The organism is Spiroplasma endosymbiont of Amphimallon solstitiale (genome assembly GCF_964030965.1).
Lineage (GTDB): Bacteria > Bacillota_I > Bacilli_A > Mycoplasmatales > VBWQ01 > Spiroplasma_E.
The window spans coordinates 1955154-1980412 of the sequence record NZ_OZ034999.1; the positions used below are offsets into that span (position 1 = coordinate 1955154).

General features: G+C 21.7%; 30 protein-coding genes and 5 pseudogenes. 28 read left to right on the forward strand and 7 right to left on the reverse strand.

Going from position 1 to position 25259, the window contains the following annotated elements:
- The first annotated feature begins 3 nt into the window (after positions 1 to 3).
- The 4 genes from AAHH39_RS12135 to AAHH39_RS12150 all read left to right on the forward strand — a co-directional run bounded on the left by AAHH39_RS12135 (position 4) and on the right by AAHH39_RS12150 (position 2933).
- Positions 4 to 273, forward strand: a complete 270-nt coding sequence (locus tag AAHH39_RS12135) for a hypothetical protein (protein WP_342218267.1) — start codon at positions 4 to 6, stop codon at positions 271 to 273.
- 898 nt (positions 274 to 1171) lie between these two features.
- Positions 1172 to 1961, forward strand: a protein-coding gene (locus AAHH39_RS12140) for an IS5 family transposase (RefSeq protein ID WP_425288907.1) whose coding sequence is annotated in 2 segments (ribosomal slippage) — positions 1172 to 1432 and positions 1434 to 1961 — 789 coding nt in all. Because the reading frame shifts where the segments join, the coding sequence is not laid out codon by codon here.
- An 89-nt stretch (positions 1962 to 2050) separates the two neighbouring features.
- Positions 2051 to 2287, forward strand: coding sequence for a hypothetical protein (locus tag AAHH39_RS12145; RefSeq protein WP_342218269.1), 237 nt, complete (start codon positions 2051 to 2053; stop codon positions 2285 to 2287).
- Between the two features lie 268 nt (positions 2288 to 2555).
- On the forward strand, positions 2556 to 2933 hold the full coding sequence (locus AAHH39_RS12150; RefSeq protein ID WP_342218270.1) for a hypothetical protein: 378 nt from the start codon (positions 2556 to 2558) through the stop codon (positions 2931 to 2933).
- Between the two features lie 701 nt (positions 2934 to 3634).
- Here AAHH39_RS12150 and AAHH39_RS12155 read toward each other — a convergent pair.
- Positions 3635 to 4474: pseudogene (locus AAHH39_RS12155) on the reverse strand (IS30 family transposase); the annotation flags it as partial.
- A 4201-nt stretch (positions 4475 to 8675) separates the two neighbouring features.
- Positions 8676 to 9465 (reverse strand): IS5 family transposase gene (locus AAHH39_RS12190; RefSeq protein ID WP_425288908.1). Its coding sequence is split into 2 segments (ribosomal slippage): positions 8676 to 9203 and positions 9205 to 9465, totalling 789 coding nucleotides; the frame shifts between segments, so codons are not numbered across the junction.
- A 66-nt stretch (positions 9466 to 9531) separates the two neighbouring features.
- On the opposite strand from AAHH39_RS12190, the pseudogene AAHH39_RS13585 reads away from it, so the two are divergent.
- A pseudogene (locus AAHH39_RS13585) lies at positions 9532 to 9972 on the forward strand (IS30 family transposase); the annotation flags it as partial.
- A gap of 601 nt (positions 9973 to 10573) precedes the next feature.
- On the opposite strand, the pseudogene AAHH39_RS12195 reads toward AAHH39_RS13585, so the two are convergent.
- Positions 10574 to 10693 (reverse strand): annotated as a pseudogene (locus AAHH39_RS12195) (IS30 family transposase); the annotation flags it as partial.
- A 172-nt stretch (positions 10694 to 10865) separates the two neighbouring features.
- Between AAHH39_RS12195 and AAHH39_RS12200 the strand changes: the two are divergent.
- The 19 genes and pseudogenes from AAHH39_RS12200 (at position 10866) to AAHH39_RS12290 (ending at position 21735) form a co-directional block, all read left to right on the forward strand.
- Positions 10866 to 11159, forward strand: a complete 294-nt coding sequence (locus AAHH39_RS12200; RefSeq protein WP_342218275.1) for a hypothetical protein — start codon at positions 10866 to 10868, stop codon at positions 11157 to 11159.
- 23 nt (positions 11160 to 11182) lie between these two features.
- Positions 11183 to 12841, forward strand: coding sequence for a DAK2 domain-containing protein (locus AAHH39_RS12205; RefSeq protein ID WP_342218276.1), 1659 nt, complete (start codon positions 11183 to 11185; stop codon positions 12839 to 12841).
- Positions 12842 to 12894: 53 nt separating this feature from the next.
- Complete coding sequence (locus AAHH39_RS12210; protein ID WP_342218277.1) at positions 12895 to 13710, forward strand: hypothetical protein; 816 nt, start codon at positions 12895 to 12897, stop codon at positions 13708 to 13710.
- A gap of 666 nt (positions 13711 to 14376) precedes the next feature.
- A pseudogene (locus AAHH39_RS12215) lies at positions 14377 to 14556 on the forward strand (helix-turn-helix domain-containing protein); the annotation flags it as partial.
- Positions 14557 to 14916: 360 nt separating this feature from the next.
- Complete coding sequence (locus AAHH39_RS12220; protein WP_342218279.1) at positions 14917 to 15405, forward strand: hypothetical protein; 489 nt, start codon at positions 14917 to 14919, stop codon at positions 15403 to 15405.
- Positions 15406 to 15535: 130 nt separating this feature from the next.
- Complete coding sequence (locus AAHH39_RS12225) at positions 15536 to 15691, forward strand: hypothetical protein (protein WP_342218280.1); 156 nt, start codon at positions 15536 to 15538, stop codon at positions 15689 to 15691.
- A gap of 17 nt (positions 15692 to 15708) precedes the next feature.
- Positions 15709 to 15846: a hypothetical protein gene (locus AAHH39_RS12230; RefSeq protein ID WP_342217560.1), complete on the forward strand. Its 138-nt coding sequence runs from the start codon at positions 15709 to 15711 to the stop codon at positions 15844 to 15846.
- Positions 15836 to 16018 carry a hypothetical protein gene (locus AAHH39_RS12235; protein ID WP_342217559.1) on the forward strand — a complete coding sequence of 61 codons (183 nt, stop codon included), beginning with the start codon at positions 15836 to 15838 and terminating at the stop codon, positions 16016 to 16018. The genes AAHH39_RS12230 and AAHH39_RS12235 overlap by 11 nt, the downstream gene beginning before the upstream one ends.
- 3 nt (positions 16019 to 16021) lie before the next feature.
- A complete protein-coding gene (locus tag AAHH39_RS12240) occupies positions 16022 to 16228 on the forward strand; it encodes a hypothetical protein (protein ID WP_342218281.1) in 207 nt (68 codons plus the stop codon).
- A 15-nt stretch (positions 16229 to 16243) separates the two neighbouring features.
- Positions 16244 to 16429, forward strand: coding sequence for a hypothetical protein (locus AAHH39_RS12245; RefSeq protein WP_342217557.1), 186 nt, complete (start codon positions 16244 to 16246; stop codon positions 16427 to 16429).
- A gap of 313 nt (positions 16430 to 16742) precedes the next feature.
- Positions 16743 to 17147: pseudogene (locus AAHH39_RS12250) on the forward strand (ERF family protein); the annotation flags it as partial.
- A gap of 101 nt (positions 17148 to 17248) precedes the next feature.
- On the forward strand, positions 17249 to 17380 hold the full coding sequence (locus AAHH39_RS12255) for a hypothetical protein (protein WP_342217555.1): 132 nt from the start codon (positions 17249 to 17251) through the stop codon (positions 17378 to 17380).
- The gene (locus AAHH39_RS12260) at positions 17373 to 17531 is read left to right on the forward strand and encodes a hypothetical protein (RefSeq protein ID WP_342217554.1); all 159 of its coding nucleotides are present in this window, start codon (positions 17373 to 17375) and stop codon (positions 17529 to 17531) included. Before AAHH39_RS12255 ends, AAHH39_RS12260 begins: the two co-directional genes overlap by 8 nt.
- The gene (locus AAHH39_RS12265) at positions 17524 to 18093 is read left to right on the forward strand and encodes a hypothetical protein (RefSeq protein ID WP_342218282.1); all 570 of its coding nucleotides are present in this window, start codon (positions 17524 to 17526) and stop codon (positions 18091 to 18093) included. Before AAHH39_RS12260 ends, AAHH39_RS12265 begins: the two co-directional genes overlap by 8 nt.
- Positions 18093 to 18263 (forward strand): hypothetical protein, encoded by a 171-nt coding sequence (locus AAHH39_RS12270; RefSeq protein ID WP_342218011.1) that lies wholly within the window; start codon positions 18093 to 18095, stop codon positions 18261 to 18263. Before AAHH39_RS12265 ends, AAHH39_RS12270 begins: the two co-directional genes overlap by 1 nt.
- Positions 18263 to 18388 carry a hypothetical protein gene (locus tag AAHH39_RS12275; RefSeq protein ID WP_342218012.1) on the forward strand — a complete coding sequence of 42 codons (126 nt, stop codon included), beginning with the start codon at positions 18263 to 18265 and terminating at the stop codon, positions 18386 to 18388. The genes AAHH39_RS12270 and AAHH39_RS12275 overlap by 1 nt, the downstream gene beginning before the upstream one ends.
- Positions 18389 to 18518: 130 nt before the next feature.
- Positions 18519 to 18701 (forward strand): hypothetical protein, encoded by a 183-nt coding sequence (locus AAHH39_RS12280; RefSeq protein WP_342218283.1) that lies wholly within the window; start codon positions 18519 to 18521, stop codon positions 18699 to 18701.
- Positions 18702 to 18861: 160 nt separating this feature from the next.
- Positions 18862 to 20100 carry an IS256 family transposase gene (locus AAHH39_RS12285; RefSeq protein WP_342219356.1) on the forward strand — a complete coding sequence of 413 codons (1239 nt, stop codon included), beginning with the start codon at positions 18862 to 18864 and terminating at the stop codon, positions 20098 to 20100.
- A gap of 396 nt (positions 20101 to 20496) precedes the next feature.
- Positions 20497 to 21735: an IS256 family transposase gene (locus tag AAHH39_RS12290; RefSeq protein ID WP_342219293.1), complete on the forward strand. Its 1239-nt coding sequence runs from the start codon at positions 20497 to 20499 to the stop codon at positions 21733 to 21735.
- A 105-nt stretch (positions 21736 to 21840) separates the two neighbouring features.
- Here AAHH39_RS12290 and AAHH39_RS12295 read toward each other — a convergent pair whose 3' ends face one another.
- From AAHH39_RS12295 to AAHH39_RS12310, 4 genes are all read right to left on the reverse strand, one after another.
- On the reverse strand, positions 21841 to 22278 hold the full coding sequence (locus tag AAHH39_RS12295; protein WP_342218284.1) for a hypothetical protein: 438 nt from the start codon (positions 22276 to 22278) through the stop codon (positions 21841 to 21843).
- 3 nt (positions 22279 to 22281) lie between these two features.
- Positions 22282 to 22689, reverse strand: a complete 408-nt coding sequence (locus AAHH39_RS12300; RefSeq protein ID WP_342218285.1) for a hypothetical protein — start codon at positions 22687 to 22689, stop codon at positions 22282 to 22284.
- Positions 22690 to 22705: 16 nt separating this feature from the next.
- Positions 22706 to 22858, reverse strand: a complete 153-nt coding sequence (locus AAHH39_RS12305; protein ID WP_342218286.1) for a hypothetical protein — start codon at positions 22856 to 22858, stop codon at positions 22706 to 22708.
- Between the two features lie 226 nt (positions 22859 to 23084).
- Positions 23085 to 24323 carry an IS256 family transposase gene (locus tag AAHH39_RS12310; RefSeq protein ID WP_342219357.1) on the reverse strand — a complete coding sequence of 413 codons (1239 nt, stop codon included), beginning with the start codon at positions 24321 to 24323 and terminating at the stop codon, positions 23085 to 23087.
- Between the two features lie 89 nt (positions 24324 to 24412).
- Between AAHH39_RS12310 and AAHH39_RS12315 the strand changes: the two genes are divergently transcribed.
- From AAHH39_RS12315 to AAHH39_RS12330, 4 genes are all read left to right on the forward strand, one after another.
- Positions 24413 to 24538 (forward strand): hypothetical protein, encoded by a 126-nt coding sequence (locus AAHH39_RS12315; RefSeq protein WP_342218287.1) that lies wholly within the window; start codon positions 24413 to 24415, stop codon positions 24536 to 24538.
- Positions 24531 to 24656 carry a hypothetical protein gene (locus AAHH39_RS12320; RefSeq protein WP_338956665.1) on the forward strand — a complete coding sequence of 42 codons (126 nt, stop codon included), beginning with the start codon at positions 24531 to 24533 and terminating at the stop codon, positions 24654 to 24656. The genes AAHH39_RS12315 and AAHH39_RS12320 overlap by 8 nt, the downstream gene beginning before the upstream one ends.
- Before the next feature lie 103 nt (positions 24657 to 24759).
- Positions 24760 to 25014, forward strand: a complete 255-nt coding sequence (locus tag AAHH39_RS12325; protein ID WP_338956667.1) for a hypothetical protein — start codon at positions 24760 to 24762, stop codon at positions 25012 to 25014.
- The gene (locus AAHH39_RS12330; RefSeq protein ID WP_338956669.1) at positions 25014 to 25259 is read left to right on the forward strand and encodes a hypothetical protein; all 246 of its coding nucleotides are present in this window, start codon (positions 25014 to 25016) and stop codon (positions 25257 to 25259) included. The genes AAHH39_RS12325 and AAHH39_RS12330 overlap by 1 nt, the downstream gene beginning before the upstream one ends.

A 25259-nucleotide genomic window follows, 5' to 3' on the forward strand; every position in this document is an offset into this window, starting at 1 on the left:
TATATGATTACTCAAGATCAAACAACAAGTGTTTTTATTCTTATTAGTTTATTTTTAATTGCGATGGTTTTAATATTTCAATTATTCCAATTTATTTTTTGATTAATTATTATTTTAAAAACTAAAAAAAATGATACTAAATTAAAACCTAGCTATCAACAAGCATTATCCAATGAAAATATTAATTGTCAAATAGTTAAAAGTAAATTTACTTTTAATATCTTAACTATAATTTTAAAAAAATATTTTAAAATTAAAAAGTCGTGATTTTAATGAAACTACTACTTGAAATAAATATCAAACTTTAAGTAGTGTACTTGTTATTAAGTGAAAAAATAATTCCTTTAATTTTTTAGAAAAGTAATGATACATGATAAAGTGTTATTTTTAGAGAATTTTTACACTAAATAATGTTACTTTTAACAAATTTTTAATTAAAAATAATATTTTAAGTGTAAATTGATGAATAATTTTTGGTCATCCATACTTTTCTACATAATTAAAAAATAATTCTCAAAAATGAAGTAATTTAGCTCTACCAATTATTAATTTATTTTTTATAAATGGTGTTATTATTACTATTATTTGTGCTTTATTATATTATATTCCAATTCAAAATAATAATATTAACAAGGAAATATTAACAATTTTTAGTTTCCTTAGCTTATTTATTATTACTATAAGTTGATTATTTTGAACAATGTTTTATGAAAAATTTCATAAGCAATTAATGACATTAAATACAGAATTAAATTATAATGAACAAAAAACTATTAAATATATTACCCTATTTAAATCTTGTTTTCCATTTTCTGATTTAATGTTTTAAATAAAATTATTTTAATTAAGTATCAAATTTACACTTGTGGTAAAAATTGATACTTTTTTTATTATTTTTAATTAAATTTAAACTTAATATTTATTAATAATTGATGATTAAATAAATTTCTATTATCTAAAATACAAACTAAAAAATAAACCTAGTGGTTAATACCTAGTTATAGCGATAAAACTATAATATATATTTAAATTTCATTTACAAAAGTATAGTAATCTTGCTTTAAATTATATAACATGTTTATTATTATAAAAGCAAATATCCTAAGAACCTGTTTAGAATCTTTTCGAAAATAATGTAAAATGATTATATATTTTAAAATAAGAGGTATATATGCATAAAAATTATCCAAGTCATGTCACCAAAGAACAATTTGAGAACATAAAATCAATTTTAGAAAATAGCAAAAAGAAAACAAAACCAAGAAGTTTAGATTTATATGAAGTATTTTGTGCAATTTTATATGTATTAAAAAGTGGTTGTCAATGAAGAATGCTACCAAAAAATTTTCCAAAATGACAAACTGTATATTATTATTTTCAAATTTGAAGTAAAAATAATGGTAAAGAACCTAGTGTATTGCAATTAATTTTAAAAAAAATTAGTTAAAAAAGTTCGTATCAATAATAATCGCAAAGAACAAACTAGTTTTTGTATAATTGATTCGCAAAGTGTTAAAAATACAGATACTACTGAAAATAAAGGTTATGATGCTGGTAAAAAGATTTCAGGCATAAAACATCATATTGTTGTTGATTCTCAAGGTTTACCACATGCAATTTACATAACCACAGCAGAAAAAACAGATCGTAATAGCGCTATAATAATGATTGAAAATGAAAAAGAAAATCTTTCTGCAGTTCAAAAAATAATAGTAGATGCTGGTTATACTGGTGAAAAATTTGCTTCTGAAATCAAAACAATCATAAATGCAAATGTTGAAGTGATAAAACGTAATGAATTACATACTTTTGTAGTATTACCAAAAAGATGAATTGTAGAACGAAGCTTTGCTTGATTAGAAAAATACAGAAGATTATGAAAAAATTGTGAAAGAAAACTAAATACTAGTTTACAAATGGTTGTTCTTTCATTTATTTCAGTTTTATTAAAAAGATTCTAAACAGGTTCTAAGAAAAATAAAAAAATGTTAAAATAAATACATAATTTTAGATATATTTTATTAATTATTATTTTGAAAGGGGTGTTAAAATGAAATATTTTAATCCAAGTTTTTTATTTAAATTATGAATATTAATTATTCCATTATTTCATAATGAAAAACAAAAAGTACAATCTATGCCAATAAAATCATTAAGTAACCCAACAACCTTACAAGAATCATTAACCAATTTACAAGAACTACCAATTAATTTAAAACAAACCGAAATTTTAATCATAAACATCGTCATAAAAAACATAAAAAAAGAAATATTAATAGTAACTTAAAAAATTCAACATTTTTTAATGGTACATGTACAAATGAAGGAACTACTTTCGTAAAATTAATTAAAGAAGACTTTTATTGTGGTGTTGAAGAGCCTTGAACTAATAATAAAGGAGTTGCTATATTACCTTATGTTTTAAAAGATAATGAATATTATTATTTACTAGTTAAAGAAAATAATCCGTTATTTAAAAATAAACAAATTAGTGAATATAGCACTATTACTGGGGGAGTAGAAAAAAAGATCTTAACACAACAGTAATAAATGAAATGAAAGAAGAAGCTAATATTAATGTTAATAATACAAAAGCAAAAATTTATTATTTAGGTAAACATTATTCAAATAAAATAAGTACCAAAGAATGACATTTGTATGGAATTGATTTAACAAATATGAATTTAGATTTAAATAAGCCCTACAAAGGTGGTGGAGATGGTTCTATTGCTGAAAAAACAATTACTGCCAAATTTGTAAATAAAACTATTTTAGGCATGTGCAATGATGTTTTAAGTTTAGCTATTTATGGAAAATTAAATTTAGATAAAAAAATCGAATCAAATTTAAATATTGATAAAATTAATTCAATGGAATTAGGAGATTTTTCAAATCAATCTTTAACAAGTATAAATAACAACTCTTCATTATAAAAATAAGTTATTTATATTATTGGTGGATATCAACTAAAAACTCATTTGTTGACTATGAGCCAAAACTTAACTGCAATAAGAAACAAAGTTTCTATTATCTATTAGTAGTTACGATACTAAGCATATTTTTAATAAAAATAAATTGAAAGGGAAAAACAAGATAATGTTAAAAAAAATATTTATGGAAATTAAACAAAAAAAACTAAGAAAAAAATAAATAAAATAAAAGAAAATTTAGTTTTTATTGATAGAATAAATTTACTTATAGAAAAAATTGAAAATTTTAAAATTAATTTTATTGAAATTACAATATATGCACAAGATATAGACTTAACTTCTTACTATCTCTCACAACATAATCTTGAAAATAACTCTAATAAATATTATTTTAAAACCTGAATTGTAAATATAAATGGGACAGTTTTTTAAAATAATTGTATTAAATCTATTGGTCTTTTATAAGATAGTGATTTTCTGGGTGTAGAATTAATTTGAAATGCTATAGTATTTAAATCTTTTTGTTTATATGAAGATAGATCTTTTAATTATGTAGAAAAGTATGGATGACCAAAAATTATTCATCAATTTACACTTAAAATATTATTTTTAATTAAAAATTTGTTAAAAATAACATTATTTAGTGTAAAAATTCTCTAAAAATAACACTTTATCATGTATCATTACTTTTCTACAAAATTAAAGGATAGATCTGTAGATTTTGGTAAATATCTTCTTAAAATACCATTATTATTTTCATTTAAACCTCTTTGACAAGGTTTACCAGGATCTGCAAAATAAATCTTAACATTACAATTTTTTTCGATTAATTTTCATTTACTAAATTCTTTACCACGATCAAAAGTAATAGTTTTAACTGTTCCTTTTTGTAACTTTGAAATAAATTTTATTATACTTTTTGTAATATTTTCTGATTTATTATTTTTAGTTGCTAAAGGAATTGTGGTTTTTGATCATATATCAGCTAAAGTAATAATAGAACTTTTATGATCTTTACCAATGATAGTATCACCCTCTAAATGACCAAATTCTTCTATATTTTTAATATTAGAAATGATTAAATTTCTTTCATGAATAGACTTACAATTATTAATTCTGCCCCTAGTTTCTTTTTGTTTGTGAGGTTTATTTTTTCCTTTTCTCAATAAGTTATTTTCATCAAAACCCATTCGATTTGTTTTAAACATGTTATATAAAGTTTTTGTTGAAATACTTTTTATTTTATTTTCCTTTAAAAAATTAGCAATTATATCAAGAGCATAATTTTTAGTAATTAACAAATGATTAATAGTATTAATTTCTATTAAAGTTAAAATTATTAATTTTCTACCTGCATTTTGTTTATTTTTTTGAATTTTATTCAATATTTCTAATGGTAATAAGTTTTGATTTAATAATCTACAAACTCTATGTACAGTTGATTTACTATAATCAATGGCTTTTGCTATTTTACGAATCGAAAATCCATAACTTTTATATTCTTTTATTGCTATTATTGATTCAATAGTCAGATACTTATACATTGTGCTAATTCCTTTCTTTTCTTAATTATAGAATTAACACAATTTAATTTTTATATAAGTGTCCCATTTATATTTACAATTCAGGTTTATTAAAAATATTATGATACATTTTTATTAAGTTAAATCTAAATTTTAATTTTCAAGAAGTATTTTTATAAAGGTTATATTTTCATTTATATTTCATAATTGTCGTTAAACATGTTAATCATCATTTATGATAGAATTTAATATATGAGATTTTAATGAGATTTTAGAGTTGTGAGGTTTTAGTATGGAAGTGTCAGCAGAGAATTATAGAAACATTAATTCTCATAATCGTTGAGGAATTATTGTTAGTTCGGGGTTAATGGCAATAACTTTGATTATAAGTTGAGTATTATGACTTATACTTTATCGTACTAATGTTAATGAGATTTTAACAATTTTAACTGAAGTAATTAATAGTAAAGGTATTACATTTACTCTTACTTTTCAGATTTTAACAATTTTTACTTTAATTTTTTCGGTTATTACTCTAGTGTTTATTACAATTCCATTTATTTTTTTAAATAAATATGGAGTAATAACTTTAGTATGAGCATTAATAGTAGTAGTAATTTCGCTTGTCTTACTTATTGGTTTAGGATTATTAATAAGTTATGGTTATAAAAAAATTTATAGTTATGTTATGGACAAAAAAATTATTAATGTTTTATTTTTTATTTTACCTTGAGGCTTTGCATTAATTTGTAGTTTCTTTTTAGTACTTTTTTCTTTATGATTAATAATGGCTAATCTAAGAAATAAATGAAAAAAAGCATTATCATTGACAAATAATAATGCTTTATCAGCAACAGAAATACCCGCAAGTGTTGAACAAAATTCTCTTTTTTGTGAACAAACTATTGGACCATCATTTACAGATCGATTTTTAATGAACACGATAAATCAACACAAGGTATAAATATAGTTATTAATAATACTGGTGGAGGTGCACTTCCACAATCAAAATTACTTGATAATCAAGTAACTAGTAATCCAAATCCTGTTCAAACTAATAACAGTAGTAATATTGTTAATAGTGAAGTAACTTGAGCACCACAACAAATTGAAGAAGTATGAAATAAAGGAGAAATTATTGATGATTATAATCCACAGTTATATCGAAAAGACTATGCAGGTGGGCTAATGTTTAAAAATAACTTTATTAGTAATGTTAAACTTAATGATGATCCTAAAAGTTATAATTGAACTATTATACATCAACGACCTTTATTTCATGGAGGCACTTCTGATATTAGTAATTTACAGCCAATGAATAATACTAATGCTATTACTAAAGGTAATAATTATCCACGTTGAAAAACAGCTATTACTTTTAATGGAAAACAAAATTTTTTAAAACAAAAATCATGAAAAGATAAAAAATAGAGTATTAATCATTAATTTAACTGAAGATGATATTGAGCATATTATAAATATAATTGGTATTTTGCTTAGTTGTTAATAATTTAAATTTAATTACACTATTATCTTTTAAAATTTATTTGTTTATGGGAAAATGTATATAATAATTAAAAGATAGGAGCAATTAATCATGCAAGTTATTGTCCATGGAAAAAATATTAATATTACTTATGAAATTAAAAATGCTGTTGATAAAAATTTTAATTATTTACAAGAAAAGTATTCTAAATATATTAAAAAAGATATGATTGCTAAAGTTGGTATTGAAAGAAATAGTAATCATACATATAATATTTCCGTTCATATTCAGTTATTAAATAATAATTTTTTACAGTGTTTAGTAGAAAATCACGATCTTTATGTTGGCATTAATAAAACATTGGTTCCGTTGGAAAAACAATTAAGTCGTTTAAAAACGGTTGCTGATAAAACTGGTGCTGAAAACGTTGGTCAATTTATAACTAAAGAAATTCTTGATGATAATAGTGAAGTTATTATTGACGTAACAGAAAATAATTTTAATTTTGTAGAAAAGTAGTGGTAAAATAAAAAAAGTCATCAACTTGACTTAAAATTTGATTTTATTAAATTTTGGGATTTATTTTTTTTACAAACTGAAATATAACACATTGGATTTTTGATAAGGGGTTAATCCGTAGTGGTGATATTTTCATTTCCATAAATTGAGGTAATTTTGAATATTGGTAAATCCAATGCCATGGTAATGAGTAATAAATTCTTTTAAACTTGATTGTATTTTACTGACATTACTTAATTTTTTATAATTTAATTCTTTATTTTCTTTTGATTTAAACTGCTGGATAGTGGATTTAGTTTGTTTAGCTACTGTATCATATAATACTTGCATATCACAAACTATAATTGAATTTTCTTCGATAAGTTTCGATGTTAAGTTTTCTTGTACTCATTTTTTATTTAATCTTTTAGTATTTGTTGTTTGAGCATAGATATTTCGGTTTTCATCAATTGCCATTTGAATACAACAATTTAAATCTTTAGCATTTTCTTCAATTCATTGTTTTCTTGGATCATTTGGATCTTTAAAGTTTCCTTTATGAATTTCTTTGATAAAAGTTTCGTCAATTTCAATTCTAGCTTTTAATTTTACAAATTGATTTTGTGTTTTTACTAATTGTGTTGATTTCATAAATTTTTGACGATTAAATCAGGCAGTTTTATTTGTAGTATTAATAAATTGAAAAATAATGTAAGCAGATTGACCTAAAGTAGCTATTTGTATCAATAAATCTCATTGATCATGAGATAAATGACTTCAATAAAAATAATGATTTTTAAAAGCATGAAAAGTAATATTACAACTTTTACATTTATATCTTTGCTTATAATCTTTACTACCATATTTAGTACACAAAAAAGAACTACAATCTGGACATTGAATCCCTTTCTCTTTGAATTTTTGTTCGACTGCTTCAAATTTTTCTTTTTTATCAATTTGTTTAATTCTAGTTTTATTTTCTCTAAAAATCTCAATAAAATCTTTATCAGACAAATTATTTAAAATTTCTTTTACTGTATTTTTATTCATTTAAAATCACCTCTTTAATATTAAAAATACCATATAAAAATATATTTTTGCTAATTTTACTAATACCACTACTTTTCTACAAAATTAAAGGAAAATAAAGATTAAAGAAAACGTTTATGAAAGTATACAATTATTAGCATTAGTTTTTTTATTTAAATATGATGCATCATATTTTTCATTTTCTGCATCTTGTGCTTTTTTTTTGTAAATTTTCTTCTGGTGTTATTTTTAAATTTCGCTTATAAATATTTGTATCCATTTTGTTTATTATTAAAATGGCATATTCAAGACTTTTTTTTATTTCTTTAATTAATTGTATATTTAAATTATCTTGATAGTTTTTTGTTGAAATATGTTTCTTTTTTTTGTTATCTCTAATTCTAAAATGTTTGATATAGTTATAGTAATAAAAAATATAATAGAGATTTTTAAAAGTCCTGAATTGTAAAATTAAAAAGGACACTTATATAAAAATTAAATTGTGTTAATTCTATAATTAAGAAAAGAAAGGAATTAGCACAATGTATAAGTATCTGACTATTGAATCAATAATAGCAATAAAAGAATATAAAAGTTATGGATTTTCGATTCGTAAAATAGCAAAAGCCATTGATTATAGTAAATCAACTGTACATAGAGTTTCTTATTACCATTAGAAATATTGAATAAAATTCAAAAAAATAAACAAAATGCAGGTAGAAAATTAATAATTTTAACTTTAATAGAAATTAATACTATTAATCATTTGTTAATTACTAAAAATTATGCTCTTGATATAATTGCTAATTTTTTAAAGGAAAATAAAATAAAAAGTATTTCAACAAAAACTTTATATAACATGTTTAAAACAAATCGAATGGGTTTTGATGAAAATAACTTATTGAGAAAAGGAAAAAATAAACCTCACAAACAAAAAGAAACTAGGGGCAGAATTAATAATTGTAAGTCTATTCATGAAAGAAATTTAATCATTCCTAATATTAAAAATATAGAAGAATTCTTTAATTTTGTAGAAAAGTAATGATACATGATAAAGTGTTATTTTTAGAGAATTTTTACACTAAATAATGTTACTTTTAACAAATTTTTAATTAAAAATAATATTTTAAGTGTAAATTGATGAATAATTTTTGGTCATCCATACTTTTCTACATAATTAAAAGAAGAATTTGGTCATTTAGAACCTGTTTAGAATCTTTTTAATAAAACTGAAATAAATGAAAGAACAACCATTTGTAAACTAGTATTTAGTTTTCTTTCACAATTTTTTCATAATCTTCTGTATTTTTCTAATCAAGCAAAGCTTCGTTCTACAATTCATCTTTTTGGTAATACTACAAAAGTATGTAATTCATTACGTTTTATCACTTCAACATTTGCATTTATGATTGTTTTGATTTCAGAAGCAAATTTTTCACCAGTATAACCAGCATCTACTATTATTTTTTGAACTGCAGAAAGATTTTCTTTTTCATTTTCAATCATTATTATAGCGCTATTACGATCTGTTTTTTCTGCTGTGGTTATGTAAATTGCATGTGGTAAACCTTGAGAATCAACAACAATATGACGTTTTATGCCTGAAATCTTTTTACCAGCATCATAACCTTTATTTTCGGTAGTATCTGTATTTTTAACACTTTGCGAATCAATTATACAAAAACTAGTTTGTTCTTTGCGATTATTATTGATACGAATTTTTTTAACTAATTTTTTTTAAAATTAATTGCAATACACTAGGTTCTTTACCATTATTTTTACTTCAAATTTGAAAATAATAATATACAGTTTGTCATTTTGGAAAATTTTTTGGTAGCATTCTTCATTGACAACCACTTTTTAATACATATAAAATTGCACAAAATACTTCATATAAATCTAAACTTCTTGGTTTTGTTTTCTTTTTGCTATTTTCTAAAATTGATTTTATGTTCTCAAATTGTTCTTTGGTGACATGACTTGGATAATTTTTATGCATATATACCTCTTATTTTAAAATATATAATCATTTTACATTATTTTCGAAAAGATTCTAAACAGGTTCTTAGAGGGTGATACTATCATTGGTAAAGATCATAAAAGTTCTATTATTACTTTAGCTGATATATGATCAAAAACCACAATTCCTTTAGCAACTAAAAATAATAAATCAGAAAATATTACAAAAAGTATAATAAAATTTATTTCAAAGTTACAAAAAGGAACAGTTAAAACTATTACTTTTGATCGTGGTAAAGAATTTAGTAAATGAAAATTAATCGAAAAAAATTGTAATGTTAAGATTTATTTTGCAGATCCTGGTAAACCTTGTCAAAGAGGTTTAAATGAAAATAATAATGGTATTTTAAGAAGATATTTACCAAAATCTACAGATCTATCTTCATATAAACAAAAAGATTTAAATACTATAGCATTTCAAATTAATTCTACACCCAGAAAATCACTATCTTATAAAAGACCAATAGATTTAATACAATTATTTTAAAAAACTGTCCCATTTATATTTACAATTCAGGTAAGTGTCCTTTTTAATTTTACAATTCAGGTAATATAAAATTACAATGGTTAATAAGTAGTTGAACGTTAAATTTAGTTATTAAGAAGTTAATATATTTTCATTATCATTAAATTAATTTTTATTTTAAAAAGTGATAATCTTTTTATATAAAATAGGAGGTAATTTATTGAAATATGTAATTGTTATTATGAAAATTGTATTTGCAATTTTTGCAAAAAATAAGATTACGATTAAAAACGCAAAAATTCCTAAAATTTATATAGTAAATTTTTGAAGTATAGTTTAATTATTAATTATACTTTTGGTTAGTTAGTATTTTATATATTTTAAATTTTATTATTTTCTATTATATAATGTTTAAGTATAAAAATAAGACAGTTAAGAATAAGTAATTATTTAATTATTATTGTATTACTTTTAGTAAAGTAATATTAATATTAATTTTTAAAATTATAGATAGTATTTTATATTTAATAATTAGGTAGTTTAGTTTTTCTTAATTATGTTTTTATATAGAAAAAACCTTTAATTTTGTAGAAAAGTAATGATACATGATAAAGTGTTATTTTTAGAGAATTTTTACACTAAATAATGTTACTTTTAACAAATTTTTAATTAAAAATAATATTTTAAGTGTAAATTGATGAATAATTTTTGGTCATCCATACTTTTCTACATAATTAAAAGAAAAAACCATTATCAATATATAATATCTTTATCTTTAAGATTATTATTGTCTTGATATATTATATTAGTGTCTTGATATATTATATTAGGTATAATGTAAGAAACTATAAAAATTATAAGAGATTTTATTTTATATAAATTTAATTTATTATTAATATAATAGGGGTGATTGTGTGGAGAAAGATAAAGATATTATGAACATTATTAAAAAAGCATTATCAGAAAGTATTTTATTTGTACCGGGTGTTGCCAATATTTATGAAAAAGATAATAATTATGGAATTAAAGTTAACAAGTCTGATTTAGGTTGAATTATTGATATTAATATAGTTTGTTTTTTTAATAATAATATTTGAAATATTATGAATCAAACTCAGAAAAATTTAAAATATATTGTTGAAAAGATTATTAAACATCAAGACTATATAGTACTTAACATTTTTGTTCATGATTTAATTGAAGAATAAAAGAAAATATAAGGTGAAATTAAATGAAAAAAATTGATATTAAAACCTTAAAAGTTATGCTTATTAGCGGTGCTAATAATCTTTATAATCATCATTTTGAAGTTGATAAATTAAATGTTTTCCCAGTACCTGATGGTGATACTGGAACAAATATGAATTTAACAATGATGAATGGTATAAAAGAATTAAATGGCAAAGAATATGATAGTTTAAAAACATTTGCTACTACTTTTTCTCGTGGTTTAATGATGGGTGCGCGTGGTAATTCTGGAGTTATTTTATCTCAAATTTTTCGTGGTTTTTTTCAAACTATAAAAACAAAAGATTTAAAAAATGATTTCATTAGTAATGAGGATTTATTAAAATCTTGAAAAAGTGCTCAAGATTATGCATATCGTGCAGTTATGAAACCAGTAGAAGGTACTATTCTTACTATTATTAAAGATGGTGCTAATTATATTAATGAATTAGAAATAACAGGCAAAGATTCGCTTTATATTTTTGAAAAATTACTAGAAGGAATGAATGAATCATTAAAAAGAACACCTGATTTATTGCCAATTTTAAAAAAAGTAGGAGTTGTTGATTCGGGTGGTGCTGGTTTAGTTTATATTGTTGAAGGTATGGTGTATGGTTTAAAGCACGGTAAAGCTATTTCACCAAAGAAAAAATTAGAACAACAAGATACAGCAAAATTAGAAATGGTTTTAAATCAAGAAAACTTTGGTTATTGTTCAGAAGTTATTGTAAAACTAAATAAAGTTAGTAAGTTAGATTTTAATTTAAGCAAAACACGAACTGATTTAGAAACAATGGATGGTCAATCAATAGTTTTAGTAAATGATGAAGATTTAATTAAAGTTCATGTTCATACTTTAAAACCGGGTCAAATTTTAAATTATTTTCAGAAATTTGGTGAAATTTTAAAAGTAAAAATTGAAAATATGACCGAACAGGCAAAAGCACATACACAAACTATTAAACCAATTCGTAAATTAAATAATAAATTTGCTTTAATTGCTGCTGTTCCTGGTAGAGGAATTGAAACCTTTTTTAGAGATGAATTAAAGGTTAACAATATTATTATGTATTCAAAAAGAATTAATCCATCAACAGATGACTTTTTAAAGGCAATTGAAATTGTCGATGCAAAAAATGTCTTTATTTTGCCAAATGATAGTAATTTATTTTTAGCAGCAGAACAAGCAAGAAAATTAGAAAAAAAATCAAAAGTTTTTGTATTACCTGCTAAAAATATTGCTCAAGGTATGCGTGCTGCTTTAAATTTCAATCCTGAATTAAGTGCAAAAGAAAATAATAAAAATATGTGAAGTGAAATTAAATATGCTGCTTTTGGTTATATAACAGTTGCTGATCGTGATGTTGAAATAGATGGTATTAAAATTGGAAAAAAACACTTTTTTTCTGCTGTTAGTTTTCGTAATAAAGATGGTAAAGAAAAAATTATTGCTTCAAATGAAAATTTATTTAATGTAATTAAAGTATTGTTTACTAAATTAATTTGAGATGGTGCAGAAATAATTACTATTTTTAAAGGTAAAGGTTATTCAAAAGATCAAATTAATTTTATGAAAAAAATTTTAGATGAAGATTATGATATTGAATATGAAATTGTTGATGGTGATCAAGAAGTTTATAACTTTCTTTTCGTGGTAGAATAATACTATGTTATAATATTGTAGACTCTATTCAAATAGTTAGAAAGGAGAAGATTATGACTAATTTATTATTATCCTCAGTTAATCCAAATGATCCAAAGACTTGATCAACTAGTTTAATTGTTTTAGCAAGCTTAGTAGCTATTGTTGGTGTAATTTTGTTTGTTGTTACTATGATTTGATTTTTCACTTGAATTAAGTATTCTTGATTCCATCGTGAAAATAGTGCTAATTTAACTGGTGGCGAGTTATCTCAAAAATATTTAAAAACATACGGTATTAATGCAAAAAGAATAAAATTTAAGGGATTTGGTAATATTAATAGTATTACTGTTGAACCTAGGTTTTTTTATTTAAGGCCATATTTATTTAATAATGGTAATTTTACTTTAAGATTATTACCATGAACTTATCACCGTCATTCTATTTATACTTTAGCAATGGCAATGGAAAGTACTTGAGCAGTAAGTAGTTCAAATAGTAGTCGTTTTAATACTTTTTGATGAGATTTTTCTCGTAAAATAACATTATTTTTTGTTTTAATTCCTTTTGCACTTGCTATTCTATTTGCTCTTTCACCTGTTAATTCTTGAATTACTTTATCAGCAGCGAGCGCCAATATACTTTCAATTGTTTTATCAATTTTAGGTAGTATTTTATTAATTCTTTTTTCTTCAATGCAAATGATTTTTTATGCTAAATCAAGAAAAGAAATTTGTCAAAATCTTGTTGGTATTTTAAATGAAAAAGAAATACGTGCTATTAGTTGAATTTTCCAAATTAAGTTTATTTATTACTTGATTCGTATGATTTATGAAATATTACAACTTATTTTACGTATTGTGATGTATACACAGCAAAATGAGAAATAATAAAAATTTGTACCTAAATTATAGATACAAATTTTAAATTTAAAATTATATTAAGTTTTATTGATAAAACATTATTTTCAAAACTTTTATAAAATATTGTATTTTAGTAAGTTTTAAAGTTTTGTTTTTTTAATTTTACATTTAATTACTAAACTAATATTTTTTATTTTCATTTATTATTGTATATTTAAAATTTTATTTTGATAGTTTTAAATTTTAAATATACAATAAAATACACTTATTAATTTAATATTTATATATTTATTAGTAATTTTTTTGTATATTTATTGCAAAAATATAAAAAAAGGTTTTAAATGTTAACTATGAGAGAGAAAAAAGAATATTTTAAGTTAAGGAGAATACTGAATGCAAAGTAAGTCTGCTATTAATATATATTCAGAAATTAATAAATTAAAAATAGTTTTATTACTTGCTAAAATTTTTATCAGAAATGGTATTGGAGTATTTTATATTAAAAAGTTTGTTGTAATGAGTATTATCCAAGATAAAAAAATATGTTCTTACTTAATCAATCAAATTTTGAAAGAATGGAATTCTAAAAAAGAATATATTATTTCATTCCTGAATTGTAAAATTAAAAAGGACACTTATATAAAAATTAAATTGTGTTAATTCTATAATTAAGAAAAGAAAGGAATTAGCACAATGTATAAGTATCTGACTATTGAATCAATAATAGCAATAAAAGAATATAAAAGTTATGGATTTTCGATTCGTAAAATAGCAAAAGCCATTGATTATAGTAAATCAACTGTACATAGAGTTTGTAGATTATTAAATCAAAACTTATTACCATTAGAAATATTGAGGGCGTATCAACTTAATGGTTAGATTTAATAAAAACTTAAATGAGAGATAAAACTCTCATTTTTAATTGTTAAACAATTATAATTAATTATTTTATTAAACCAGCACTTTATTAAAGTAATTAATTATTACATAACTAAATAAAAAATTATTTAGGCTATTGTGCTGGAATTAACCAATAGTAATTTTTGTCATGCTCTTTGAAAATTTCAGAAATTTTGGTTCCCTTCCCCTAGAACCCCTACCCTCCAAGGCTTTGCTACTTACAGTAGCATAAGCCTTACGTATAGTAAGTAGGTAAGTATTTAGTTAGTAGTATATAAGCCTTTTATCACTGTAGGTGATAAGGCTTATACGTAGAAGTAGAAAGGATTCATAATGATTAATGTTAATTTAGATATTAAAAATAAAGTTAGAGAAACAACTAAAGGTATGTTATTAGAAATTGGTGAATATGAAACATGATTTCCTATTAAAGATACTACTATTAATAAAAATAATAAAAAAATAACATTAAAAATAATTGAAGATTTTAATTATAAATTAGGTAAAAAATCAATTACAAAAGATATTGAAAGTATTAAAGGTAGTGATATTTTAAAATATATTAAAAATATTCCAGATATTACTACTACTGAAAATGATTTAATATCTTGTACATTTTATGAACAATATAATGGTTATTATATTTTTACAAATGATAAAAATCAAGAATGTTTTAAATATAACATTACATGAGAACAAGATATGAAAAGTTTTAAAATAAATAATCCATATAAAGATAATGATAAACCAATAAATTATATTGTTACACCAATGAAAGATATAAATACTAATAATGAAAAAATATTTTATTTAAAGTATTAAAGGAAATTAATATGTTACTTAGTTTTGAAAAAATAGAATTAATTAAAAAATTATGTAATGAAAAATTACTTAAAAATAAAAAATATATTGAAATACAAGAAATATTAAAAATTATAGAAAGGGATTAAAAATGGAAGAAAAAGAAAAGAAAGAATTAATAGAACAAAAAATAAAAATAGTAAAAGAACATCAAAAAAAGTGATTAAAAATAAAAATAATTATTACTTTAATTTCAACTTTAATTGGATTAATAATTTTATTAATTACTGTAAGTAAATATTCTTAATTAAAGGAGTAATATAAATGCTTAATTTAAAAGAAGATAAAAGAATATATAAAATATTTGGTTCATGTGATATATGTAATAAAAATTCATCATTTGCAAATAGAACTTGTAATAAATGTTTTTATAAATTAATAGGTGAAAAAAATGAAATGTAATATTCATAATGAAAAATATATTTGAATTAGTGAATTAGATAATAGTTATTATTGTAATAAATGTATTAATGAAATGATTGAAGAAGATATGTATTTAACAAGTGAGAATTGAGATTACTTATATGAATATTATATTAATGAATTACAATTAGAAAATTTTAAAGGAGTGTAAAAAATGAATCAATTAGAATTACAAAATGCAATGAAATTAATAGAAAAATTTGAAGAATTACAAGAAGAATTTAATAGTAAATATGAAGATTCAGAAATTGAAATTGATAATGATGGTGATTTAAAAATTAATTGTGATTATTTTAATTATAAAAATGTAAATCAATTAGAACAAGTAATTATTGATTATAAAAGAATTATTAAAAGTTAAAGGAGATGAATATAAATGGTAGCAGCAGCACTTAAAAAACATCAAGATAAATTATTAATTAAAAATTTAAAAATTCGTCTTACTAAAAATGACCATTATGAATTAAAAACATATTGTTATGAAAGAAATATAACTATGAATGATTTTGTAAGAGATTTAATTAAAAATGCAATAAATAGAAAGAGTGATAAAAATGAATAATTTATATAAAAAAAATACTTAAATTACAATTAGAAATTGGTAGTACACCTAAAAATGGTTTTAATAAATTTGGTAATTATAAATATTGATTATTAAGTGATATTTTTAATAAATTTAAATTATTATGTAAAGAATTTAATATTGTTATTACACATGAAGATATATTAACAACTGATAGAAAAATTAATTATTTAGATAAAAATGAAGTAGAAATAACTTATTTTAAAAGATATACAATTATTGATTTAGATAATGATAAAGAAAGTAAATATTTTGATATATTAGCTTGTGCTAAAATACAGATGTAGCAAAAGCAAAAGGTAGTGCAGAAACTTATGCTTATAGATATTTTTTAATGAATTTATTATTATTAAGTGAAGATGAACTTGACCCAGATAATGATAATGTTAATGTAATTCAAAATAATAATAAACAACAAAATAATTATATTAATAATATCAAAATACAAAATGAAAAATGAGAACCAAGTGAAAAACAATTAGATTATTTTGAAAAATATATGATTACAAATACAGTTTTATTTGATGAATGTATAAGAGAAGATATGGAAAGATTAAATCCAAGTAATAATAAAGATTTTTTAATATTAATGGGTGAAAATTATTTAAAAACTTTATTTGATAAATTTAAAGAAATTCGTGAAAGATTTAAAAATTTAAAAACTAATAATAAAAATGAGTATAGAAATTATGAATAAATGTAAATATTGTAAAAAAAGAATTTGATTAAGTAAAAATTGATGTATGAAATGTTTAGAAATAATAGTTAATAATTTAACTAAAAATAAGGAAAAATAATATGAATAAAGAAAAATTACTGAATAGATTATTACAACAAAAAAGAAATGGTATGTACTGTGAGATATGGGAACCAATTAATACAGAGTGACTATATAAAGCCATAGAAAATGGAGACTTTGATAATGAATAAAGAAAAATTAAATAATTATTTAATAAATGAGATTAATAAATATTATAAATTACCAATAGAAGAAGCATTAAAAAATTATAATTTATCAGCACAACATACTTTAAAAATAATTTATGAAAAAATTAAAAATGGTGAATTTGATAATGACTAATTATTTACTTTCAATTGACCCAAGTATTAAAAATACTGGATTTACTTTATGAGAAAAAAGATGTCATGTAATAGATTGTGAGAATAATAATTGTATTAAATTAAAATTATGAATGCCAATATGAATAAAAAGTTATAGTTTTGAAAAATTTAAAAATATTAATCCAACATTTGATGAACAAATAATATTTGAATTATTTATGATTGGTGAAATTAAACATTTTGATAATATGAATATAATTATTGAACGTGGTACTTTTCATAGTAAAAATGGTATTGGTTATGAAACTCAAGAACATTTAAGAGGTTTTATTGCTGGACAATTTAATAAATTAATAACAAAAAATATGTTAATAAGTCCTTCTTCATGAAAGAAATGATATAAAAATAGACCTTTTGGAGCATATTGAGATATTAAAAATGAAAAATGAACAAAAGAAACATCATTAGCAATGGCACAAATCATTATTTCAGAAAATGAATGAAATTTTAATATTACTAATCATGATGAAGCAGATAGTTTATTAATTGGTTGATATTATTTAAATAAGGAGAATAAATAATGTTTATGAATTTTAAATTAAAAAAAATAACAAAAATTAATAAATTATTAGATGAAAGAGCTTCTTTTTTACATATGTATTTACTTTATAGTAATGAACAAATTAAAAAAGATATAACTATTATTTATTTAAATAATTACTTAAATAAATTAAATAAGGAGAATAAATAATGATATGTTATTACTGTAATAAAAAAGCAAGTATTAAATTAAATAATAGAAAATTAAAAGATAAAGATACTAAATTTGAAATGTATTTATGTAATAAATGTTGAAATAATAAAGATTTTGATTAATAGGAGAATAAATAATGCAAATAGCAATTTTAATTATATTTAGTTTAAATACAATATTAACTTTATTAACATTTATTTTATACTTATATATTCTTATTAATTTTAAATTTAGATGAAAGTGAGAAAAATAATGCAAAAACAAAAACAAGAAAAAGTATTATTAAAATGTATTGTTAAAGATTGTAATAGTAAAGTATTAGTTACTTTAAAAACTATAAATATAGAAGATAGTATTATTCAATTTTTTAATATGTGTTATTTTCATAAAAAACAATTTAAAAATAAAGTAAAAGAAATAAAAAATAAGGAGTAAATATGAATTGATATGAATATGCTTTAATAATATGAATTATTATAAGTACAATGTGAATTATTAATTGGCAATGTTTAGTAATCTGTGTAACTTACAAAAATAACTATGTTTAATTAATTCTAGTAAATATAATTAAATGACTAGAAAGAGTGAGTTACAAATGGCTAAAAAACAAAATATTAATAATAATGATCCAATATCAAAAGCAGTAGATTTATTATTAGAAAATACTGAAGATTTAACAACAGTTTTTAAAGAAGGGGGTTTATATAAAGAATTAACAAAACGTTTAGTTGAAAAAATGTTGAATTCTGAAATGCAAAATTATTTAGGATATGAAAAAAATCAACATAGTAATACTGAAAATGCTCGTAATGGTACAAGTTCAAAAAAATTAATAACTCAACAAGGTAAAATTGAGATTGATGTACCAAGAGATCGCAATAGTGATTTTACTCCTGTAATAGTTGCAAAAAGACAGCGAAGATTTGATGGTTTTGATCAACAAGTGCTTTCACTATATGCAAAAGGTATGACTCTATCTGACATTAGAATGCAGTTACAAGAGTTATATCATGGTGCTGATATTAGTGAAAGTGTTATTAGTCAAATTACTGATGATGTTATTGATGATGTCAAAACATGACAAAATCGACCATTAGAAAGCATTTATCCGATTGTTTATTTTGATTGTATAGTAGTTAAAGTTCGACAAGATAAACGGATTATTAATAAATCAGTTTATATAGCATTAGGAGTTGATTTAGAAGGTAAAAAAGATGTTTTAGGCTTATGAATTAGTGAAAATGAAGGTGCTAAATTTTGATTAGCTAATTTCACAGAAATGAAAAATCGAGGCTTAAATGATATTTTGATTGCTTGTAGTGATAATTTAACAGGCATGTCAGAAGCAATACAAGCAGTTTATCCTAAAACAGAACATCAATTATGCATTGTTCATCAAATTCGAAATAGTTTAAAATATGTTTCATACAAACATCGAAAAACTCTAGTTACAGATTTAAAACCAATTTATAGTGCATGTAGTGAAGAACAAGCAATGCAAGCTTTAGAATCATTTGAAAGTAAATGAAATAAACAATATCCCCAAATTGCTAAATCTTGATATAAAAATTGAGAAAATTTGATGATTTTTATTAGTTATCCTGCAGAAATCAAAAGAGTAATTTATACAACAAATGCTATTGAATCTGTTAATAGTCAATTACGAAAAGTTATTAGAAACAAAAAAGCTTTTCCTAATGATATGTCAGTTTTTAAAATATTTTATTTAGCAATTGAAAATATAACAAAAAAATGAACATTGCCTATTCAAAATTGAAATACAGCAATTGTTCATTTTATGATAAAATTTGAAGACAGAATTAATCTGAACTAGTACTTTGTAAAACAAAGATACACAGATTACTAAAAAGCCTCTTTTTTTCATGTATCATTCATCAAAATTCATTATTTATTCCTTTCATTTTTTAAATCATTTAACATTAATTGAACAAAATGCACGATTTTTAGGAATATTTAAAGTATTAAAGATTTGACCAGTTACTATAATTTCATCATTTTTATTTAATAAAATACATCGTTTATAAAATTTTGGGTTATTAAAAATTAAAGTAACATAGTTTAATCCATTTCATTGACCACGAACAGTATAATATAATTGTTTATTACCTTTTTCATGGCAATGTTTAGTAATCTGTGTAACTTACAAAAATAACTATGTTTAATTAATTCTAGTAAATATAATTAAATGACTAGAAAGAGTGAGTTACAGATGGCTAAAAAACAAAATATTAATAATAATGATCCAATATCAAAAGCAGTAGATTTATTATTAGAAAATACTGAAGATTTAACAACAGTTTTTAAAGAAGGGGGTTTATATAAAGAATTAACAAAACGTTTAGTTGAAAAAATGTTGAATTCTGAAATGCAAAATTATTTAGGATATGAAAAAAATCAACATAGTAATACTGAAAATGCTCGTAATGGTACAAGTTCAAAAAAATTAATAACTCAACAAGGTAAAATTGAGATTGATGTACCAAGAGATCGCAATAGTGATTTTACTCCTGTAATAGTTGCAAAAAGACAGCGAAGATTTGATGGTTTTGATCAACAAGTGCTTTCACTATATGCAAAAGGTATGACTCTATCTGACATTAGAATGCAGTTACAAGAGTTATATCATGGTGCTGATATTAGTGAAAGTGTTATTAGTCAAATTACTGATGATGTTATTGATGATGTCAAAGCATGACAAAATCGACCATTAGAAAGCGTTTATCCGATTGTTTATTTTGATTGTATAGTAGTTAAAGTTCGACAAGATAAACGGATTATTAATAAATCAGTTTATATAGCATTAGGAGTTGATTTAGAAGGTAAAAAAGATGTTTTAGGCTTATGAATTAGTGAAAATGAAGGTGCTAAATTTTGATTAGCTAATTTCACAGAAATGAAAAATCGAGGCTTAAATGATATTTTGATTGCTTGTAGTGATAATTTAACAGGCATGTCAGAAGCAATACAAGCAGTTTATCCTAAAACAGAACATCAATTATGCATTGTTCATCAAATTCGAAATAGTTTAAAATATGTTTCATACAAACATCGAAAAACTCTAGTTACAGATTTAAAACCAATTTATAGTGCATGTAGTGAAGAACAAGCAATGCAAGCTTTAGAATCATTTGAAAGTAAATGAAATAAACAATATCCCCAAATTGCTAAATCTTGATATAAAAATTGAGAAAATTTGATGATTTTTATTAGTTATCCTGCAGAAATCAAAAGAGTAATTTATACAACAAATGCTATTGAATCTGTTAATAGTCAATTACGAAAAGTTATTAGAAACAAAAAAGCTTTTCCTAATGATATGTCAGTTTTTAAAATATTTTATTTAGCAATTGAAAATATAACAAAAAAATGAACATTGCCTATTCAAAATTGAAATACAGCAATTGCTCATTTTATGATAAAATTTGAAGACAGAATTAATCTGAACTAGTACTTTGTAAAACAAAGATACACAGATTTCTAAAAAGCCTCTTTTTCATGATATTTTACTTCAATAGTATTACTAAGTTTTACTGTTAATTTAACGTAATTTTCTTTATTTTTCATTTTTATAATTCCTTAAATAATATTGAATATGTTTATAAGCATCTTGTTCATGTTTTGTAAATTTTATATTTCCTTTATAATCTTCTATTTTATGTTTGTTTTTTGGTTCATTTTCATGATAATCTCAGTTCATAACATCTTGTACTAATATCATTAAAGCACCAATAACTTTTGGTGTTGCTAATGGATTAATTAATAACTGTTTTGAACTTAAAAAGAAATTTTCTACAATAACTAATATATTTTTATTTTTAAATTGTTTTTTAATTAATTTAAAATATTCTTTATATATATTTTTACTTTCTAAAACTGTTTTTGCTTTAAATGTTTCATTAAAAATAATATTATTAGTTTCATTTGAGTATATAACAATTCCATTATTACCAATACCAGCAGGGTCAATACCAATGATTAATTCGTATTGCATTTATTAATCATCTCTACATCAATCACAAACATATCCATATGATTTTGTATAATCTAAATGTTTTTCAATATTATAATTATCTTCATATTTTTTAGTATTATGTTGTTCTGCTTCTAATTCTGTTTTAAAGTGATAAAGCATATTGATTTTGTTATCTTCATATAATTCATTACATTCAACACATCTTTTTCTTCTTTTTTTAGTTTTATTCATAATCAAAATATCCTTTTCAATTATTTTTGCTGTTTGTTTAAGGTATTTAGGTAGTTTGTGATAACAACTGTCACATATTAAATAAGGTATTGCTCAATTTTTATATTTAATAGTTTTAGTAGAATTATTAATACAATCTTTTCAAACTTTATTTTTACAAATTCTTAATTCACATTTTTTATTTTCATTAATATTCATAACTTTATTTATTTCTTTAATTTTTACTTACAGTAATTAATAAAATTATTAATCCAATTAAAGTTGAAATTAAAGTAATAATTATTTTTATTTTTAATCACTTTTTTTGATGTTCTTTTACTATTTTGATTTTTTGTTCTATTAATTCTTTCTTTTCTTTTTCTTCCATTTTTACTTTCTTTTCTAATATATTCTGTTGCTTGTAGCATAAAGAATATATATTTTTATTTTTATATTATTAATACTATTAGTTTTATTCATTCCAGAAATTCTGGGCTCAAAAATAAATTGTGAAATTTTAAAAAGAAATCGAGGCATTCGATTCAATATTTATTTAATTTGTGTTAAACAAATGAGGCTTTTTAGAAATCTGTGTATCTTTGTTTTACAAAGTACTAGTTCAGATTAATTCTATCTTCAAATTTTATCATAAAATGAGCAATTGCTGTATTTCAATTTTGAATAGGCAATGTTCATTTTTTTGTTATATTTTCAATTGCTAAATAAAATATTTTAAAAACTGACATATCATTAGGAAAAGCTTTTTTGTTTCTAATAACTTTTCGTAATTGACTATTAACAGATTCAATAGCATTTGTTGTATAAATTACTCTTTTGATTTCTGCAGGATAACTAATAAAAATCATCAAATTTTCTCAATTTTTATATCAAGATTTAGCAATTTGGGAATATTGTTTATTTCATTTACTTTCAAATGATTCTAAAGCTTGCATTGCTTGTTCTTCACTACATGCACTATAAATTGGTTTTAAATCTGTAACTAGAGTTTTTCGATGTTTGTATGAAACATATTTTAAACTATTTCGAATTTGATGAACAATGCATAATTGATGTTCTGTTTTAGGATAAACTGCTTGTATTGCTTCTGACATGCCTGTTAAATTATCACTACAAGCAATCAAAATATCATTTAAGCCTCGATTTTTCATTTCTGTGAAATTAGCTAATCAAAATTTAGCACCTTCATTTTCACTAATTCATAAGCCTAAAACATCTTTTTTACCTTCTAAATCAACTCCTAATGCTATATAAACTGATTTATTAATAATCCGTTTATCTTGTCGAACTTTAACTACTATACAATCAAAATAAACAATCGGATAAATGCTTTCTAATGGTCGATTTTGTCATGTTTTGACATCATCAATAACATCATCAGTAATTTGACTAATAACACTTTCACTAATATCAGCACCATGATATAACTCTTGTAACTGCATTCTAATGTCAGATAGAGTCATACCTTTTGCATATAGTGAAAGCACTTGTTGATCAAAACCATCAAATCTTCGCTGTCTTTTTGCAACTATTACAGGAGTAAAATCACTATTGCGATCTCTTGGTACATCAATCTCAATTTTACCTTGTTGAGTTATTAATTTTTTTGAACTTGTACCATTACGAGCATTTTCAGTATTACTATGTTGATTTTTTTCATATCCTAAATAATTTTGCATTTCAGAATTCAACATTTTTTCAACTAAACGTTTTGTTAATTCTTTATATAAACCCCCTTCTTTAAAAACTGTTGTTAAATCTTCAGTATTTTCTAATAATAAATCTACTGCTTTTGATATTGGATCATTATTATTAATATTTTGTTTTTTAGCCATCTGTAACTCACTCTTTCTAGTCATTTAATTATATTTACTAGAATTAATTAAACATAGTTATTTTTGTAAGTTACACAGATTACTAAACATTGCCGAAAAAAATAAAAGAAACTTTAAAAATTATTGAAAGTGATAGTTATAAAGAAGAACTAAAAAAACATAATGAAATCATTGAAAAACATAAAAATTTAATGAAAGGACTAAATAATGAATAAAGAAAAATTAATTAATTATATTAAAAAACAACAAAAATTCTATAACGGTACAGAAATAGATTTGATACTTGATATTTTATTGCAAAAAATAATTAATGGTGAATTTAATAATGAATAAATGTAAAAAATGTAATAAAAGAATCTGATTAAGTAAAAATTGATGTATGACATGTTTAGAAATAATAGTTAATAATTTAAATAAAAATAAGGAGAAATAGATAGTGAATAAAGACCAAGAAATTATTAATGAATATAATAAAAAACGTAATAAAGAAATAACTGAAGAACATTTATATAATATAGAAAAATTAAGAGAAGAGTTTAAACAAAAAGTAATTAATAAATATAATGAAAAATTAATTATCTGATTGAATAAGCAAATTAGTATTTGTTTATGTGATTCATTAAAAGAAGCAGGTAAACTTACTGCTTATTATAAATTAATTGAGTTTATAGAAAATGGAGAACTTCATTAATGATAATATTACCTACTTTGTTTGAAAATAAAGATGAAATTGAAATATTATCACCATTTCCAAAAGCAATTCATACAAGTAATGATATTAGAGCAATTATTTTAAAACAATATCCAAATGTTAAATCAAAACACATAATTGTTTCTGATCCCGAAAGTAATGTTGCATTAATAGTTGGTGATAATGATGTTTATCAAGGTTGAATTAAAGTAACAGTTAAAAAATTAGAAATTAAAGGAGAATAA